This is a genomic window from Cellulosimicrobium sp. MI9406 (genome assembly GCF_040595865.1).
In the GTDB taxonomy this organism is placed as follows: Bacteria; Actinomycetota; Actinomycetes; order Actinomycetales; family Cellulomonadaceae; genus Cellulosimicrobium; species Cellulosimicrobium funkei.
Genome location: NZ_JALIZI010000002.1, coordinates 361,827 through 377,760, shown reverse-complemented (window position 1 = coordinate 377,760; position 15,934 = coordinate 361,827). Strand labels below are relative to the sequence as shown.

The 15,934-nt window shown below is 74.0% G+C and carries 16 protein-coding genes; 8 read left to right on the top strand and 8 right to left on the bottom strand.

Features of this window, described 5'->3' with window-relative positions:
- Positions 1-53 precede the first annotated feature (53 nt).
- On the bottom strand, positions 54-1,565 hold the full coding sequence (locus MT994_RS04740; RefSeq protein ID WP_354805333.1) for a PLP-dependent aminotransferase family protein: 1,512 nt from the start codon (positions 1,563-1,565) through the stop codon (positions 54-56).
- A gap of 62 nt (positions 1,566-1,627) precedes the next feature.
- On the opposite strand from MT994_RS04740, the gene MT994_RS04735 reads away from it, so the two are divergent.
- Entirely contained in the window at positions 1,628-2,371 is a 744-nt protein-coding gene (locus MT994_RS04735) for a hypothetical protein (protein ID WP_354805332.1), read from the top strand.
- Between the two features lie 58 nt (positions 2,372-2,429).
- On the opposite strand, the gene MT994_RS04730 is transcribed toward MT994_RS04735, so the two are convergent.
- Together MT994_RS04730 and MT994_RS04725 are read right to left on the bottom strand one after the other, a co-directional pair.
- The gene (locus MT994_RS04730; RefSeq protein ID WP_354805330.1) at positions 2,430-3,443 is read right to left on the bottom strand and encodes an aldo/keto reductase family protein; all 1,014 of its coding nucleotides are present in this window, start codon (positions 3,441-3,443) and stop codon (positions 2,430-2,432) included.
- 50 nt (positions 3,444-3,493) lie between these two features.
- Complete coding sequence (locus MT994_RS04725) at positions 3,494-4,087, bottom strand: DUF3043 domain-containing protein (protein WP_021483072.1); 594 nt, start codon at positions 4,085-4,087, stop codon at positions 3,494-3,496.
- Positions 4,088-4,161: 74 nt separating this feature from the next.
- Between MT994_RS04725 and MT994_RS04720 the strand changes: the two genes are divergently transcribed.
- A complete protein-coding gene (locus MT994_RS04720) occupies positions 4,162-5,571 on the top strand; it encodes a dipeptidase (protein ID WP_354805329.1) in 1,410 nt (469 codons plus the stop codon).
- Positions 5,572-5,644: 73 nt separating this feature from the next.
- Here the strand turns inward: MT994_RS04720 and MT994_RS04715 are convergent, their stop codons facing one another.
- Positions 5,645-6,175: an acyl-CoA thioesterase gene (locus tag MT994_RS04715; protein ID WP_034652193.1), complete on the bottom strand. Its 531-nt coding sequence runs from the start codon at positions 6,173-6,175 to the stop codon at positions 5,645-5,647.
- Between the two features lie 93 nt (positions 6,176-6,268).
- Here MT994_RS04715 and MT994_RS04710 point away from each other — a divergent pair, with 93 nt between their 5' ends.
- Complete coding sequence (locus MT994_RS04710) at positions 6,269-6,634, top strand: DUF3817 domain-containing protein (RefSeq protein WP_228485374.1); 366 nt, start codon at positions 6,269-6,271, stop codon at positions 6,632-6,634.
- A 45-nt stretch (positions 6,635-6,679) separates the two neighbouring features.
- Here the strand turns inward: MT994_RS04710 and MT994_RS04705 are convergent, their stop codons facing one another.
- A complete protein-coding gene (locus MT994_RS04705) occupies positions 6,680-7,279 on the bottom strand; it encodes a DJ-1/PfpI family protein (RefSeq protein WP_021482667.1) in 600 nt (199 codons plus the stop codon).
- Between the two features lie 56 nt (positions 7,280-7,335).
- On the bottom strand, positions 7,336-8,544 hold the full coding sequence (nadA, locus tag MT994_RS04700) for a quinolinate synthase NadA (protein ID WP_354805479.1): 1,209 nt from the start codon (positions 8,542-8,544) through the stop codon (positions 7,336-7,338).
- A gap of 138 nt (positions 8,545-8,682) precedes the next feature.
- Between nadA and MT994_RS04695 the strand changes: the two genes are divergently transcribed.
- Positions 8,683-9,888, top strand: coding sequence for a glycerate kinase (locus MT994_RS04695; RefSeq protein ID WP_354805328.1), 1,206 nt, complete (start codon positions 8,683-8,685; stop codon positions 9,886-9,888).
- A 224-nt stretch (positions 9,889-10,112) separates the two neighbouring features.
- Positions 10,113-10,463 (top strand): iron-sulfur cluster insertion protein ErpA, encoded by a 351-nt coding sequence (gene erpA / locus MT994_RS04690; protein ID WP_043658948.1) that lies wholly within the window; start codon positions 10,113-10,115, stop codon positions 10,461-10,463.
- Positions 10,464-10,574: 111 nt separating this feature from the next.
- On the opposite strand, the gene MT994_RS04685 is transcribed toward erpA, so the two are convergent.
- Together MT994_RS04685 and MT994_RS04680 are read right to left on the bottom strand one after the other, a co-directional pair.
- A complete protein-coding gene (locus MT994_RS04685; protein WP_061269465.1) occupies positions 10,575-10,805 on the bottom strand; it encodes a sulfurtransferase TusA family protein in 231 nt (76 codons plus the stop codon).
- Between the two features lie 62 nt (positions 10,806-10,867).
- Positions 10,868-11,986: an aminotransferase class V-fold PLP-dependent enzyme gene (locus MT994_RS04680; protein WP_354805326.1), complete on the bottom strand. Its 1,119-nt coding sequence runs from the start codon at positions 11,984-11,986 to the stop codon at positions 10,868-10,870.
- Positions 11,987-12,414: 428 nt separating this feature from the next.
- On the opposite strand from MT994_RS04680, the gene coxB reads away from it, so the two are divergent.
- Genes coxB through MT994_RS04665 form a run of 3 tightly spaced genes read left to right on the top strand, consistent with a single transcriptional unit; the run spans position 12,415 to position 15,553 of the window.
- The gene (coxB, locus tag MT994_RS04675) at positions 12,415-13,335 is read left to right on the top strand and encodes a cytochrome c oxidase subunit II (RefSeq protein WP_021482035.1); all 921 of its coding nucleotides are present in this window, start codon (positions 12,415-12,417) and stop codon (positions 13,333-13,335) included.
- Positions 13,335-15,158 carry a cytochrome c oxidase subunit I gene (gene ctaD, locus MT994_RS04670; protein WP_021482036.1) on the top strand — a complete coding sequence of 608 codons (1,824 nt, stop codon included), beginning with the start codon at positions 13,335-13,337 and terminating at the stop codon, positions 15,156-15,158. Before coxB ends, ctaD begins: the two co-directional genes overlap by 1 nt.
- A complete protein-coding gene (locus tag MT994_RS04665; RefSeq protein ID WP_021482037.1) occupies positions 15,155-15,553 on the top strand; it encodes a cytochrome c oxidase subunit 4 in 399 nt (132 codons plus the stop codon). The genes ctaD and MT994_RS04665 overlap by 4 nt, the downstream gene beginning before the upstream one ends.
- The last annotated feature ends 381 nt before the right edge of the window (positions 15,554-15,934 follow it).

The following is a 15,934-nucleotide window of genomic DNA, read 5'->3' as shown; positions in this document are numbered from 1 at the left end:
CGCGGGCAACGCGGGCGCGCGAGCCCGTCGCGCGCCGTCGCCCCGGAGGACCGTCAGCCCGCGACCCGGGCCCACGCGGCGGCGAGCCGTGCCACGGCGTGCTCGAGCTGCTCGGGCGGTCGGGAGAACGTCAGGCGCAGCCGGTCGGCCGCGCTGCCGTCGGGCGTGAAGGTCGGGCCGGCGTTGACGAGCACGCCCTCGGCCGCCGCGGCGGCGGCGAGCGCCTGCGCGACCGGCGCGCCCAGGTCGACCCACAGCGAGAGACCGCCCTCGGGCACGGCCACGCGCCACTGCGGCAGCGCCCGGGCGAGCAGGCCGCACAGGAGGTCGCGCTGCGCGCGGAGCGTCCGACGGCGCTCGGCGAGAACCGTGGGGGCGTCGTCGAGCAGCTCGACGACGGTGAGCTGCTCCAGCACCGCGGTGGCGATGTCCGCCGACTGCCGCGTGCGCGCGAGGCGGGCGACGAGGTCCGGGTGGGCGCGGACCCAGCCGACCCGCAGCCCGCCCCAGAACGACTTGGACGCCGAGCCGACCGTGACGACGTACGGCGAGGTGCCGTCTCCCGCGAGCGGCTCCACGACCGGACCGGTGGCGTCCGGGTCGCCGTCGAGGTCGAGGTCGGTGAGCGTCTCGTCGCCGACCACGGTCACGCGGTGGCGCGCCGCGGCGTCGCGCACGCCCGCCCGCTCCTCGGGCGTGAGGGTGTAGGCGGTCGGGTTGTGGAAGTCGGGCACGAGGTAGACGAGCCGCGGCGCGACCTGCCGCAGCGTCGAGTCGAACAGGTCGACGTCGAACCCCGGCGCGTCGCGGTCGTGGCCGCCCCGCGCCCCGCGGTCGCCCCGGCCCACGGGGACGGGCACCAGCCGCGCGCCCGCCCGCCGCAGCGACTCCATCGCGTGGTAGTACGTGGGCGACTGCACGACGGCGCGGTCTCCCACCCCGAGGAGGGTGTCGGCGAGCGTGGTGATGGCGTGCTGGGCACCTGTGGTGACGAGCACCTCGTCGGGCGTGGTGGGCGTGCCGCGGCGCGTGTGGTGGTCGGCGAGGGCCTCGCGGAGCACGCCGAGGCCGTACGGCTCGTAGCCGCCGCCGGACAGGTACTCGGGCAGCCGCTCCAGCGCGCGCGAGTAGGCGGCGTGCAGGCCGCTCGGGGCGGCGGAGGTCGCCTGGGACAGGTCGGCGAGGTCGATCGGCGCGGTGCGCGGCGCGGGCCCGGGCGGGGCGTCGCCGCCGGCCGCGCGGTCCGCGGGCCGGCGCGCGCTCGGGCGGGGGAGCACGACGACGGTCCCGGAGCCGGTGCGCGAGCGCGCGAACCCGAGCTCGCGCAGCCGCCCGTACGCGGCGGCGGTCGTGGTGCGCGAGACGCCGAGAGCGACGGCGAGGTCGCGCTCCGAGGGCAGGCGCGTGTGCGGCGCGAGGGTTCCCGCGAGGACGGCGGCCCGCAGCGCGTCGGCGAGGGCGGTGTACGCGGGGCCGCCCGCGTGCCACCGGCCGAGCAGCCGGGCGGCGGCAGCGGGGGACAGGTGGCGGTGGACGTCGACCGTCCCGGCCGGGGCGAGGCTCATGAGGCCACTCTCTCGCGATTGGCTATGGATGTCGATGCCACTCGGCGGTCAGGATGACACCCATGAGCCCCACCCGTCGCACCGCCCAGCTCCTCCTCGGCCTGCTCGGCTACGCGCTGTCCATGGCGATGCTGATCCACGCGGGCCAGGGCGGGATGCCGTGGGACGTGCTGCACCAGGGCGTCGTCCGCCGCACGGGCCTGCCGTTCGGCGTCGTCGTCGGGTCGCTCAGCGTGCTGGCCCTGCTGGCCTGGATCCCGCTCCGGCAGCGGCCCGGGATCGGCACGGTCGCGAACGTCGTCGTCATCACGCTGACGATCGACCCGGCCATCGCGCTCGTCACGCGCCTCGTGCCCGACCCGGGCGTCGCCGCGAGCGTGGCCCTGGCCGTCGGGGGCATCGTGCTCAACGGCCTCGCGACGGCGGCCTACCTGGGCGTACGGCTCGGCCCGGGACCCCGCGACGGGCTCATGACCGGCCTGGTGGCGCGCACCGGCTGGTCGGTGCGGCTCGTGCGGACCCTCCTCGAGGTCGTCGTCGTGACGCTGGGCTGGGCGCTCGGCGGCACGCTCGGCTGGGCGACGGTCGCCTACGCGCTCGCCGTCGGGCCGATCGTCCAGCTCACGGCGCGGTGGTTCGCGCCGCGCGGGCTCGTCGCCGCCGCGGCCTCCGAGGCGGCGGCGGACGTCGAGGGGGCGTCGGACGGCGAGCCCGCGTCGGACATCGAGACCGCGTCGCGGGAGCCCGTCCCCGCGACCGCAGGCCCCCGGCCGGACGAGGGAGGCATGCCCCAGTCCGGCCGGTGAGGAGACGACGACGGCCCCGACGCGCCGCCGGGGCCGTCGTCGCGTGCGGTGGCGTGCGTCAGGCGACGCGGCCCTGCGGGGCGTTCTCCGCCGTCTTGCCCGGGTCGCGCTCGACGGCGCCCCCGAGGATCTCGTCGATGTGGGTCATGAGCTCGGCCGGGATCGTCACGCCCGACGCCTTGACGTTCTCCGCGACCTGCTCGGGGCGCGAGGCCCCGACGAGCGCCGCGGCGACGTTGTCGTTCTGCAGCACCCACGCGATCGCGAGCTGCGCCATGCTCAGGCCCAGCTCGTCCGCGACGGGCCGGAGGTTCTGCACGCGCGTGAGCACGTCGTCGGTGAGGAAGCGCTGGATCATGCGCGCGCCGCCCTTGTCGTCGGTCGCACGCGAACCCGCCGGCAGAGGCTTGCCGGGGAGGTACTTGCCGGACAGCACGCCCTGCGCCATGGGCGACCAGACGATCTGCGAGAGCCCGAGCTCGCGCGACGTCGGCACGACCTCGTCCTCGATGACGCGCCAGAGCATGGAGTACTGCGGCTGGGAGGAGATGAGCTGGAACCCGAGGTCTTGCGCGAGCGCGTGGCCCGCGCGGATCTGGTCCGCCGTCCACTCGGAGACGCCGATGTACAGGGCCTTGCCCTGGCGCACGATATCGGCGAACGCCTGCATCGTCTCCTCGAGCGGCGTCTCGGTGTCGTACCGGTGCGCCTGGTAGAGGTCGACGTAGTCGGTGCCGAGCCGCTTCAGGGAGCCGTTGATCGACTCCATGACGTGCTTGCGCGACAGGCCGGTGTCGTTGGGGCCGCCGGGGCCGGTCGGCCAGTAGACCTTCGTGAAGATCTCGAGCGACTCGCGCCGCTGGCCCTTGAGGGCGTCGCCGAGCACCTGCTCGGCCTTCGTGTTGGCGTAGACGTCCGCGGTGTCGAACGTCGAGATGCCGGCGTCGAGGGCTGCGTGCACGCACGCGGTCGCGACGTCGTTCTCGACCTGGGAGCCGTGGGTGAGCCAGTTGCCGTAGGTGATCTCGGAGATCTTGAGACCCGAGTTGCCGAGGTAGCGGTAGGTGGGCATGGACCCAACCTAGCCGCGGGCCCGGCCGCTCGCGGGGCCGGGCGCCGTCGTCACTCGGGGTAGACGCCGTGCTTCTTGTGCGTCGGCTTGGGCAGCCGCGCGCGGCGGAGCTGGAACGCCCGCATGACCGCGTACATGACCGTGCCCTTGGGGATGTCGCCGAACTTCGCGAGGAGGCGCTTGCGCAGGCGCCGCCACATGATGAAGCCGTCGACGACGGTGAGCAGGACGATGACGTACAGCGTCATGACCGTGAGGAACGCGAGCTCCTGGTTCTGCGCCGTGAGGAACGAGAACACGATGAAGACGAGGGCGACGGGCAGGAAGAACTCGCCGAGGTTCCAGCGGGCGTCGACGTACTCGCGCACGTAGCGCTTGACCGGGCCCTTGTCGCGCGGCGGCAGGTAGCGCTCGTCGCCGGTCTGCATGGCCTGGTACTGACGGTCGCGCATCTCGCGCTGCTTCTCCCGCGCGGACTTCGCGGCGGCGCGGCGGTCGTTCGGCACGAGGGGACGCTTGTTCGCGGCCTCGGAGACCTTGCGCTTGGGGGTCGGGCGGCCCTTGCCGGCGCGCTCGATCTCGGCCGCCTCCTCGACGGGGTCGGGGGCGGCGGGGGTCGCGGCGGCCTTGTTGCGGGAGAACACCCCTCCAGGGTAGTCGAGCCGACGGGGTGCCTGGACGCGGGTCCGGGGCCGCACGGTGTCGTACCGTGCTGGTCGTGACGAACTCACCCGAACCCACCGCCCCCGCGCCCGGCACCGCCCTCGCGACCACGCTCCGCGAGACCGTCGCCCGGCTCTTCCCGGCGCTGCGCGCCGACCTGGAGTCGCTCGTGCGCGTGCCGAGCGTCTCGAACGCCGCGTTCGACCAGGCGCACGTCGCCGCCAGCGCCGACGCCGTGGCCGCGCTCCTGCGCGACGCCGGCCTGCCCGAGGTCCAGGTGCTGCGCGCCCGGGCCGAGGACGGCACCGAAGGCGCGCCGGCCGTCGTCGCGCGCCGCCCGGCGCCCGACGGCGCCCCGACCGTCCTGCTGTACGCGCACCACGACGTCCAGCCCCCGGGCGACGCCGGCACGTGGGAGACCGACCCGTTCGAGCCGACCGAGCGCGACGGCCGTCTCTACGGCCGCGGCGCGGCCGACGACAAGGCGGGCGTCGTGGCCCACCTCGGCGCCCTGCGTGCCCTCCTGGAGATCGGCGGCCTCCCCGTCGGGGTGACGGTGTTCGTCGAGGGCGAGGAGGAGATCGGCTCGCCGACCTTCCTGCCGTTCCTCACGCAGCACCGCGACCTGCTCGCGGCCGACGTCATCGTCGTCGCCGACTCCTCGAACTGGAAGATCGGCGTGCCCGCGCTCACGACGTCGCTGCGCGGGCTCGTGGACTGCGAGGTCGAGGTCGCGGTGCTCGACCACGCGGTGCACTCGGGCATGTTCGGCGGCCCCGTGCTCGACGCCGTGACGCTGCTCGCGCGGCTGATCACGACCCTGCACGACGACGCCGGCAACGTCGCCGTGCCCGGGCTCGCCACCGCGGACGAGCCGACCGTGGACTACGCCGAGGCCGACTTCCGCGCCGACTCCTCGCTCCTCGACGGCACCGTCCTCGCGGGGGAGGGCAGCATCGCCGGGCGGCTGTGGACCAAGCCGGCGATCGCCGTGATCGGGCTCGACGCGCCGAGCGTCGCGCACGCGTCGAACACCCTCACGCCCCGCGCGACCGCGAAGCTCTCGGTGCGGCTCGCGCCCGGCCAGGACCCGGCGGCCGCGATGGCGGCGCTGCGCACGCACCTCGAGTCGCACGCGCCGTTCGGCGCGCGCGTGACCGTGCGCGACGGCGAGCAGGGCAAGCCGTTCCTCGCCCCGGCGGACTCCGAGGCGATGCGGGCCGCGCGGTGGGCGTTCGCGACGTCGTGGGGCACGGACCCCGTCGACATCGGCATCGGCGGGTCGATCCCGTTCATCGCCGACCTGCTCGAGGTCTTCCCGGACGCGGCGATCCTCGTCACGGGCGTCGAGGACCCGGACTCGCGCGCGCACGGCGCGAACGAGTCGGTCCACCTCGGCGAGCTGGAGAAGGTCGTGCTCGCCGAGGCGCTCCTGCTCGCCCGGCTCGGCGGCGCGGTCGCCTGACCCGCGACCGCCCGGTCCGCACGCGGCGGCGCTCCCCGGTCGGCCGGGGAGCGCCGCCGTGCGGCGTCAGGCGTCAGGCGCGGTGGGCGACGTCGACCGCCCGGGCCCACCGCGCGACGTCGTCCGGGAGCTCGGGGGAGGTGACGTCGCCGCCCAGGAGCCCGACGACGTCGGGCGCGGCGATCCGGTCGCCGGACCCGCGCGCGAGGAAGCGCCCGGCGACGAGCCCGCGCGCGCAGAGGTCACCGCGGCGTGTGAACACCTGCTCGAGGTACACGACGCGCTCGTCCCACCCGAGCACGCGCGTCGTGATCTCGAAGCGGTCCCCGAGCTGCAGGGAGCGGCGGTACTTCATGGTCGACGCCGCGACGACGGGGTACCAGCCCTTGTCCTTGAGCAGGGGGAACCCGCCGAGGTCGGCGATGAAGTTGCTGCGCGCGACGTCCATCATCTGCAGGTACACGCCGTTGTTCACGTGCAGGTAGAAGTCGAGGTCGCCCGGACGCACGCGCATGCGCGTGACGGACGGCTCGAGGACGCCGCGGCCCGGCACGGCCTTGCGCGGCATCGTGCTGGCGACGAGGAGCTGGATCTGGCGGGTCACCGGGGCAGGCTACTACCCCGCACCAGCGGTATCGGGTATCTGTCGTCGACGGCGGGCGATCCCCCTCCAGGTCGGTGTGCGAGGATGCGCGCCGTGACGACGACGAGCCCCGCCCCTCGCCCCACCGCCACCGCCGACACCGGGTCGCCCGCCGCGCACCCGTGGCAGGTCCGCGCGTTCCGCGCGGTCGCGATCGCCGAGGCGTTCTCCTGGGCCGGGCTGCTCGTCGGCATGTACCTCAAGTGGGTCGCCGGGACGACCGAGCGCGGCGTGGAGATCTTCGGGCCCGTCCACGGGGCGCTCGTGCTCGTGTACGTCGCGCTCGCCGTGCTCGTGGCCGTGCGCGTCCGCTGGTCGCTCTGGACGACCTTCCTCGCGCTCGCCGCGACCGTCCCGCCGTTCTGCACCGTCCTCTTCGACGTCTGGGCGCACCGCACCGGCCGCTACGCGCGCCGCTGACCGCTCGGGTCGGCTGACCCCAGGCCCGCCGACCGCTCGGCCCGATCAGACCGGCGGGTCGGGGTCGTACTGGATCCCGCGCCGTACGGCGCGCGCGACGTCGGCGCTCTCCAGGCGCGCGACGAGGTGCAGCGCCATGTCGATCCCCGCGGACACCCCGGCGGAGGTGACCACGTCGCCGTCGTCGACGTAGCGCGCCTCCGTGTCGACCACGACGCTCGGGTCGATCCGCGCGAGCTCGTCGTAGTGCGCCCAGTGCGTCGTCGCGGGCCGGCCCGCGAGGAGCCCTGCCGCGGCGAGGACGAGCGAGCCCGTGCAGACGCTCGCGATCACCGGGGTGCGCGCCCGCATCGCGCGCAGCCACTCGAGGTGCACGCGGTCGGCGAGCAGCGGGCGCGTCCCGCGACCGCCCGGGTACACGAGCAGGTGGAGGGGGCCGACGTCGTCCGCCGAGCGGTCGGGGACGAGCCGGAGGCCCTTCGCGAGCCGCACGCCGCCGCCGTCCCACGAGAACGTCGAGACCTGGGGCTTGAGCACGGAGTGCTCGGCCCACGCCGACAGCACCTCGAACGGCCCGGCGACGTCGAGCTCCTCGGCCTCGTCGAAGACGAAGATCCCCACGTTCGTCCCGTTGCCCGTTCCCATGGCCACCTCCGCGCGCCCCCGCGTCCCGAGGGCTTCGACCGCTCCTGCCCGCGCGCCTAGAGGCCGGGCAGGGCGAGCATCTGGTCGAGCGCGACGCGCGCCCAGTGCGCGTCGTCGGCGTCCACGACGATCCGGTTCACCACGCGACCGGCGACGAGCGACTCCATCGCCCACACGAGGTGCGGCAGGTCGATCCGGTTCATCGTCGAGCAGAAGCACACCGTCGAGTCGAGGTAGTGCACCTGCTTGTCCGGGTGCGCCCGCGCGACGCGGCGCACGAGGTTGAGCTCGGTCCCGATCGCCCACGCCGAGCCCGGCTCGGCGGCGTCGAGCATCTTGATGATGTACTCCGTCGACCCGACGAAGTCCGCCGCCGTGACGACCTCGTGCTTGCACTCGGGGTGCACCAGCACGTTGACGTCCGGGACGGCCGCGCGGACGTCGTCGACGTTCTTCGCCGAGAACCGCCCGTGGACCGAGCAGTGCCCGCGCCACAGGATCATGCGCGCGTCGCGCAGCTCGGCGTCGGTGAGGCCGCCGTTCGGCTTGCGCGGGTCGAACACGACGCAGTCGTCGAGCGACATCGCGAGCTTCAGGACCGCGGTGTTGCGCCCCAGGTGCTGGTCCGGGAGGAACAGGACCTTGCCCGTGCCGTCCACGCCGCCCACCTGGTCGAACGCCCAGCGCAGCGCGACCTCCGCGTTCGACGACGTGCACACCGTGCCGCCGTGGCGCCCCGTGAAGGCCTTGATCGCGGCCGAGGAGTTCATGTAGGTCACGGGGATCGTCGAGTCGGCGATGCCGACCTCCTGCAGCACGTCCCACGCGTCCTCGACCTGGTCGATCGCGGCCATGTCCGCCATCGAGCAGCCCGCCGCGAGGTCCGGCAGCACCACCTGCTGCGCGTCGGAGGTGAGGATGTCCGCGCTCTCGGCCATGAAGTGCACGCCGCAGAACAGGATGAACTCCGCCTCGGGGCGGGCGGCCGCCTCGCGCGCGAGCTTGAAGGAGTCGCCCATGACGTCGGCGAAGTCGATGACCTCGTCGCGCTGGTAATGGTGGCCCAGGACGAACGCCCGCTCGCCCAGCGCGGCGCGCGCGACCCGGGCGCGCTCGACCAGGTCGGGGTCGCTCGGCGCGGGCAGGTCGCCCACGCACTCGACGCCCCGCTCGGACGCGAGGTCGCGGCCCTGCCCCAGCAGGAGCAGGGCGGACGGGCTGGGCTCGACGAAACCGCCCGGGCGTGCGGTGCTCTGACCGCCCACGGACGACAACAAGGTGCTCCCGGTGCTCACGAGACCATCGTCGCACAGCGCCGCGGAGACGGAGAGGGCCCTCCCACCGCGGATCGGCGCGCCCGGGCGCGACCCGCCGGGCCGCGCCCGGGCTGGCACAATCCGGGCATGCGCGTGCTGCTCACCGGGTCCGCCGTCCCGCCCCCGCCCGACGGCGCGTGGCCGGGCCGCGACGTCGTGCCGACTGCCGCCGGACCGAGCCTCGCCGACGTCGCCTCGTGGTGGTCCGCGCACGGCGCCGTGGACACCGTGCCCCTCGCGGCGTCGGGGCCCGCGTTCCTCGACGCCGTCGCTCCCGTCGCGCCCGAGGTCCTCGCGGGCGTCGTGCCGGGCCCGGGCGGCGCGGAGGTCCCGGTCGCCGTCCGACGGCGCGCGTCCTCGCCGCACGAGGGTGTGCAGGCCCGGACCGTCGTCGTCGACGCGTCCCAGGTCCCGGCCACCGGGGAGGCCGTCGTCGTCGATGCCGACGGGACGCCGACGACGGTGCCCGCCCGCTCGTCGACCGCCGTCGGGCACCTGCTCGCGCTCGCGGTCGACGCCGCTCGGGCGGGGTCGGATCCCGGCCGGGTCGTCCTCGCGACCGGGGGCAGCACGAGCCACGACGCGGGCTTCGGGGCGCTCCTCGCGCTCGCGGGCGAGCCGTCGGCGTCCGAGGTGGCGCCCGCCCGGCTGGCGGACGTCGTGCGCGCCGCGCGCGCCGCGCTGGGCGGCACGCACCTCGTGGCGGCCGTCGCGTCCGACGTCCCGCTCCTCGGTCTGCACGGCGCGAGCGCGACCCTCGACGCGCGCGGTGTCGACCCGCTGGTGGCCCAGCACCTCGAGCGCGCGCTCGGCGCGGTCGCGCACGACGTCGCCGCCGCCGTCGATCACGCGGACGCGGCCGGGCCGGGGGAGCACGGGATCGTCGGGCGCGACCTGCTCGCGGGCGCGACGGCGGGCCGCCGCCTCGCCGGGCTGTCGGGGGCGGGCAGCGGGGGAGGTTTGGGCTTCGCCGTCGCGGCGCTGGGCGGCCGGCTCGTGCCCGCGCTGCGGGTCGTGGCGGACGACGTCGGGCTCGACGCGCGGCTCGCGGCCGCGGACGTCGTCGTGGTGCTCGCGGACGAGCTCGGCGCGCACGAGCTCGGCGAGGGGACCGTCCGCGAGGTGGCCGGCCGGGCGGCGCGGCACGCGCTCCCGGTGGTCGTCGTCGCGCGCGCGGTCGTCGCGGGCCGTCGCGAGCAGGCGGCCGCGGGGCTCAGCGGTGCGTACGCGTGGGGCGACGGCGACCCGCGCGACCTCGTGGAGCGCGTCGCGCGCACGTGGTCGCGCGGCTGAGGCGCGCGTCGGCCGAGGTCGACGGCGCCGCCCGTGCGGCTCCTCCGTCGTCGTCCTCGCACCCCGTGCGGCGAGGCCCGTTCGACCTTCCTGCCGCGCGGGGTCGTAGACTCGGGAACACCACCGGCACGTGTGGTGTTGAGGACCTGACGGGATCTCTCTCGAGAGATCCGAGAAGCCGGCCACCACCGGGGCAGCACTGCCCCCGACAGCGCGGAGACGAGATGAGCGAGACCACCGACATTGCCACGCACGGCGTCAACCTGACCGACGAGGCCGCGGACAAGGTCCGCACGCTCCTCGAGCAGGAGGGTCGCGACGACCTGCGCCTGCGCGTCGCGGTGCAGCCCGGCGGCTGCTCCGGCCTGATCTACCAGCTCTACTTCGACGAGCGCGTGCTCGACGGCGACGCGCTGCGCGACTACGACGGCGTCGAGGTCGTGGTCGACAAGATGAGCGTCCCCTACCTCGAGGGCGCGACGATCGACTTCGCCGACACGATCGAGAAGCAGGGCTTCACGATCGACAACCCCAACGCGGGCAGCGCCTGCGCCTGCGGCGGCTCCTTCAGCTGAGCCGTCCGGCGTGCCGCGCGCACGCCACCGGACCGCACGAGCCCGGTCACCCGTCCGCGGGTGGCCGGGCTCGCGTCGTCCGCGGGTCGTGGCGCCCCGCTCGCGGCGGGGTCAGCCGCCGATCTCGACGGTGATCGCCCAGGCCTCGGCTTCTCCCTGACCGGGGAGCTGCGCCTCGCCCACGACCGCGTGCCCGCGCATCCGCGCCCACGCGGGGACGTCGAGGCGGGCGGCCGGGTCGGTCGACCACACCGTGAGCCTGGCGCCCGGTGCGAGGTCGCGCGCTGCCGCCGCGAGCCGGATCACGGGCAGCGGGCAGCGCAGCCCGCGCGCGTCGACCACGTCGCCGGCCGCGCCCGCGTCGCCGGACGCGCCGGACGCCGGCAAGGGCGGGGGAGCGCCGGTCACAGGCCCTGCACCCCCAGCGCCGCGCGCACGCGGGCGACGGCGTCCGGCAGGGCGGCGAGCAGCCGCTCGACGTCGTCCTCCGTCGTCGAGCGGTCCAGGGCGACGCGCACGTTGCCGTGCGTGAGCACGCCCATCGCCGCGAGGACGTGCGAGGGCTCGAGCGAGCTCGACGTGCACGCCGACCCGGAGCCGACGGCGACGCCCTCGCGGTCCAGGTCGGTGAGCAGCGCCTCGCCGTCGACGTAGAGGAACGAGAAGGTCGCGACGTGCGGGAGCCGGTCGACCGGGTCGCCGACCACCTCGACGTCGGGGATCTGTGCGACCCGCGCTCGCACGCGGTCGACGAGCGCCCGACGCCGCGCGTCCTGCGCGTCCCGGTCGGCCAGCACCGCCTGCAGCGACACGGCCGCGGCGAACGCCGCCGGGACGGACACCCCACCGGGTGCCCACGGCTCCGCGTCCTCCGGGAACGGGCTGCGCCGTCGGACGCGGGAACGCACCGCGAGGACACCGGTACCCGGACCGCCGCCCCAGTCCGCCGGGTCGGCGGCGAGCGCGTCCCAGGTCTCGGGGACGACGTCGTGCCCGAGCGTGGCCCCCGCGTCCACGAGCAGCGGGACCCCTGCCCGCTGCGCCGCCTCGTGCACGGCCGCGACCGGCTGACGCGTCCCCACCTCGCCGTTGGCGGCCTGGAGCGCGGCGAGTGCCACGCCGGGACGGCCGACGGCGTCGGTCATCTCCGCGGCGTCGACGCGGCCGGACCCGTCCACCCCGACGACCTCCCGCTCCAGGCCACCGTGCTCGGCGGCGTGCAGGACGGCGGCACGCTCGACGGCGCCGACGACGACCCGTCGCCCCGCGCGGTGACGGGCGCCGGCGAGCGCGGCGACGGCCGTGTGGAGGGACGCGGTGTGGTTGGCGGTGAAGACGACCTCCTCCGTGCGCGCGCCGAGCGCGGCGGCGACGGCCTCGCGGGCGCCGTCGAGCAGGGCCGCGGCACGCCTGCCCTCCGCGTGCAGACGTCGGGGGTCGGCCCAGCCGTCGTCGAGCGCGCGGTCGAAGGCCTCGCGCGCGAGCGGGTGCCAGGGGGCGTGCCCCCCGTTGTCGAGAAGCACCCGGCGATCGGGGGTGGTGTGTGTCACATGGCCTCCAGGGCGCGGGCGGGGCCGTCGCGGAGCGGGGGACGGCCGGGCTGAGAGTGCCCGAGCGGGCGCAGGGCGCCGGTCGGGGTCCGGCGCACGGCGTCGGATCGTTGCGCTCGCGCGCCCCGCGACGAGGTGCCTCCGGGAGTCCGAAGGCCCCACCGGCACGCTACCGTGCTGCCCGGTGGGCCGACGGTGTGGCAAGGATCTGACAGACTCGGGACGGGTGTGCCGAACCCACCCCTGACCGGCCACGACGTGTGCCGCATCTCGCCCGTCCGCAGCGCGTTCCGGGCCACGAAGGGCGGAATCCCGCGCTAGGCTTCGTGTGTCGAGGACGAAGGTCCTGTGCTGGGCTCGTAAAGACGGGCACGGGCAGGACGTGACGTGAAAGGCCCCCCTTGCACTCGCAACCCCCTAGCCGCACACGGCGCACCATCCTGCGGGCGACGGCCCTCGCCGTCGCCGTCGCCGCGGTGGCGTCCGGCTGCGCCACCGACACCGTCCAGCGCGGGTTCCTGCCCGGTTACGAGGACGGGGAGGTGACCAACCAGACCGCCCGGATCACGTCGCTGTGGACCGGCTCCTGGATCGCGGCCCTCATCGTCGGCGTGATCACGTGGGGCCTGATGCTGTGGTGCGTCGCCGCGTACCGCAAGCGCAAGGACGACCACCAGCTCCCCGTGCAGACGCGCTACCACCTGCCGCTCGAGATCATGTACACGGCCGTGCCGATCCTCATGGTCCTCGTCCTCTTCTTCTACACGGACCGCGACATGAGCGCGATCGTGGACAAGGACGTCGAGTCCGACCTCACGGTCCAGGTCATCGGCAAGCAGTGGAGCTGGGACTTCAACTACGTGGACGACGACGTCTACGAGACGGGCCAGCACCTGGCGGACGTCGGCGACACCATGACCGACGACGCGACGATCGACGGTGCCCCGGGCACGGCGGCGGCGCTGCCGACGCTCTACCTGCCCGTCGGTGAGTCGGTGCGGTTCGAGCTGCAGTCGCGCGACGTCATCCACTCCTTCTGGATCCCCGCGTTCCTCTACAAGCTCGACATGATCCCGCACCGGACGAACGAGTTCGTGGTCACCCCGGAGCGCGAGGGCGTCTACGCCGGCAAGTGCGCCGAGCTCTGCGGCGAGCACCACTCCGGCATGCTGTTCAACGTCGAGGTCGTCGACCGCGCGGAGTACGACGCGCAGATGGAGGCGCTCCGCGAGAAGGGCCAGGAGGGTCAGATCCCGGTGGAGGGCTTCAGCCGTCTCCAGGACCCGAACCCTGTCACCGCTACCACGGAGGGTGAGAACTGATGGTCGCGCAGGCCGAAGTCATCCCCGGTCTCGCGCCGCGGCGTCAGACCCTCGGGCGGACCGTGATCAAGTGGGTCACGTCCACCGACCACAAGACGATCGGGTACATGTACCTGATCACGTCGTTCATCTTCTTCTGCATCGGCGGCCTCATGGCCCTCGTGATCCGTGCGGAGCTCTTCGAGCCCGGCATCCAGATCGTGCAGAGCAAGGAGCAGTACAACCAGCTCTTCACGATGCACGGCACGATCATGCTGCTGCTGTTCGCGACCCCGCTCTTCGCCGGGTTCGCGAACGTGATCATGCCGCTGCAGATCGGTGCGCCGGACGTCGCGTTCCCGCGACTGAACATGTTCGCGTACTGGCTCTACCTCTTCGGCGGTCTCATCGCCTCGGCCGGCTTCTTCACGCCGCAGGGCGCCGCCTCGTTCGGGTGGTTCGCGTACGCGCCGTTGTCGAACACGACGTTCAGTCCAGGGCTCGGGGGAGACCTCTGGGTGTTCGGGCTCGCGCTCGCCGGCTTCGGCACGATCCTCGGTGCGGTCAACTTCATCACGACGATCATCACGATGCGCGCGCCCGGCATGACGATGTTCCGCATGCCGATCTTCACGTGGAACACGCTCATCACGAGCCTCCTCGTGCTCATGGCGTTCCCGCCCCTGGCCGCCGCGCTCTTCGCGCTCGGCGCCGACCGGCGCCTCGGTGCCCAGATCTTCAACCCCGAGAACGGCGGCGCCATCCTGTGGCAGCACCTGTTCTGGTTCTTCGGGCACCCTGAGGTCTACATCATCGCGCTGCCGTTCTTCGGCATCGTGTCCGAGATCTTCCCGGTGTTCGCCCGCAAGCCGATCTTCGGCTACAAGGGCCTCGTCTACGCGACGATCGCGATCGCGGCGCTGTCCGTCACCGTGTGGGCCCACCACATGTACGTGACCGGCGCGGTCCTCCTGCCGTTCTTCGCCTTCATGACGATGCTCATCGCGGTGCCGACCGGCGTGAAGTTCTTCAACTGGATCGGGACCCTCTGGCGAGGGAAGCTGACGTTCGAGACACCGATGCTGTGGTCGATCGGGTTCCTCGTGACCTTCCTCTTCGGCGGCCTCACGGGCGTCATCCTGTCCAGCCCGGCGCTCGACTTCCACCTGTCCGACTCGTACTTCGTGGTGGCGCACTTCCACTACGTCGTGTTCGGCACCGTGGTGTTCGCGATGTTCGCCGGCTTCTACTTCTGGTGGCCCAAGTTCACCGGGCGCATGCTCAACGAGCGCCTGGGCAAGGTCCACTTCTGGCTGCTCTTCATCGGCTTCCACATGACGTTCCTCATCCAGCACTGGCTGGGCGTCGAGGGCATGCCGCGCCGCTACGCGGACTACGCGCCGTCCGACGGCTTCACGTGGGAGAACCAGGTCTCGACGGTCGGGGCGTTCATCCTCGCCGCGTCGACGCTGCCGTTCCTCTGGAACGTCTACACGACCTGGCGCAACGCGCCCAAGGTCCAGGTCGACGACCCGTGGGGCTACGGCCGCTCGCTCGAGTGGGCCACGTCCTGCCCGCCGCCGCGGCACAACTTCACGTCGCTGCCGCGTATCCGCTCCGAGTCGCCCGCGTTCGACCTGCACCACCCCGAGGTCGCCGCGATGGACCACGCGGAGCCGAACCCCAACGTCCTGGAGAAGGTCTACGGGGAGGCCGACCGCCGCGGTGAGAAGAGCGTCGCGCTCGACCGCCTCGGCGACAAGCAGGCAGGCAGCGACTCGACGTCGACGATCATCATCGACGAGCCGCGCACGGGTGACACGGACGAGGAGGCCGGCAAGTGAAGGTCGAGTACAAGCTGTTCATCTTCCTGACGCCTTTCTTCGCGCTCATCGGCGTGGTGTACGGGCTCTGGAGCGGCTGGGAGCCCGTCGGCAGCGCCGCGCTCCTCCTGACCGCGGGCCTCTCGGGCATGATCGGCGCCTACCTGGCGCTCACCGCCAAGCGGATCGACGCGCGGCCCGAGGACGACCCGGACGGCCTCATCGAGCAGGGTGCCGGCGACCAGGGCGTGTACGCCCCGTGGAGCTGGTGGCCGCTCGCGATCGCAGGCTCGGCGGCGGTCGTCTTCCTCGGCCTCGCGGTCGGCTGGTGGCTGGTCTACGTGGGTATCGCGCTCAGTGCGATCGCCCTCGTCGGCTGGGTCTTCGAGTTCTCCCGCGGCCAGCACGCGCACTGACGCACCGCTTCCGGACGGCCCGATCCCCTCACGGGGGTCGGGCCGTCCTGCTGTCTGCGCGGGGGCGTAGGGCGTTCGTTGCTGCGGGGACACGTCCGAGTGCCGGAGCCGCTCTCTGTGGCGCTCTGACGGCGTTCTAGCGTCCCAGGCCGGAATGGGGCGCCAACGCCTGGGCGGGAGCGCCCCCGTTCGGCGGGAGCGCACACGCGCGGACGGGAGCGGACACGGCAGGGCAGGGCTGCAGGTTTGCAGGGCGGCCTCACGTCGAGCGGGGAAGCCGTCACGACGACGGCGGCCCGGACGCGCCCCGGCTCGCTCGCTGAACGGCTGTGGCGTCTTCGTCCAGAGGTCCAGCGCGGGACGGTGCGTGGTCGCGGTGCG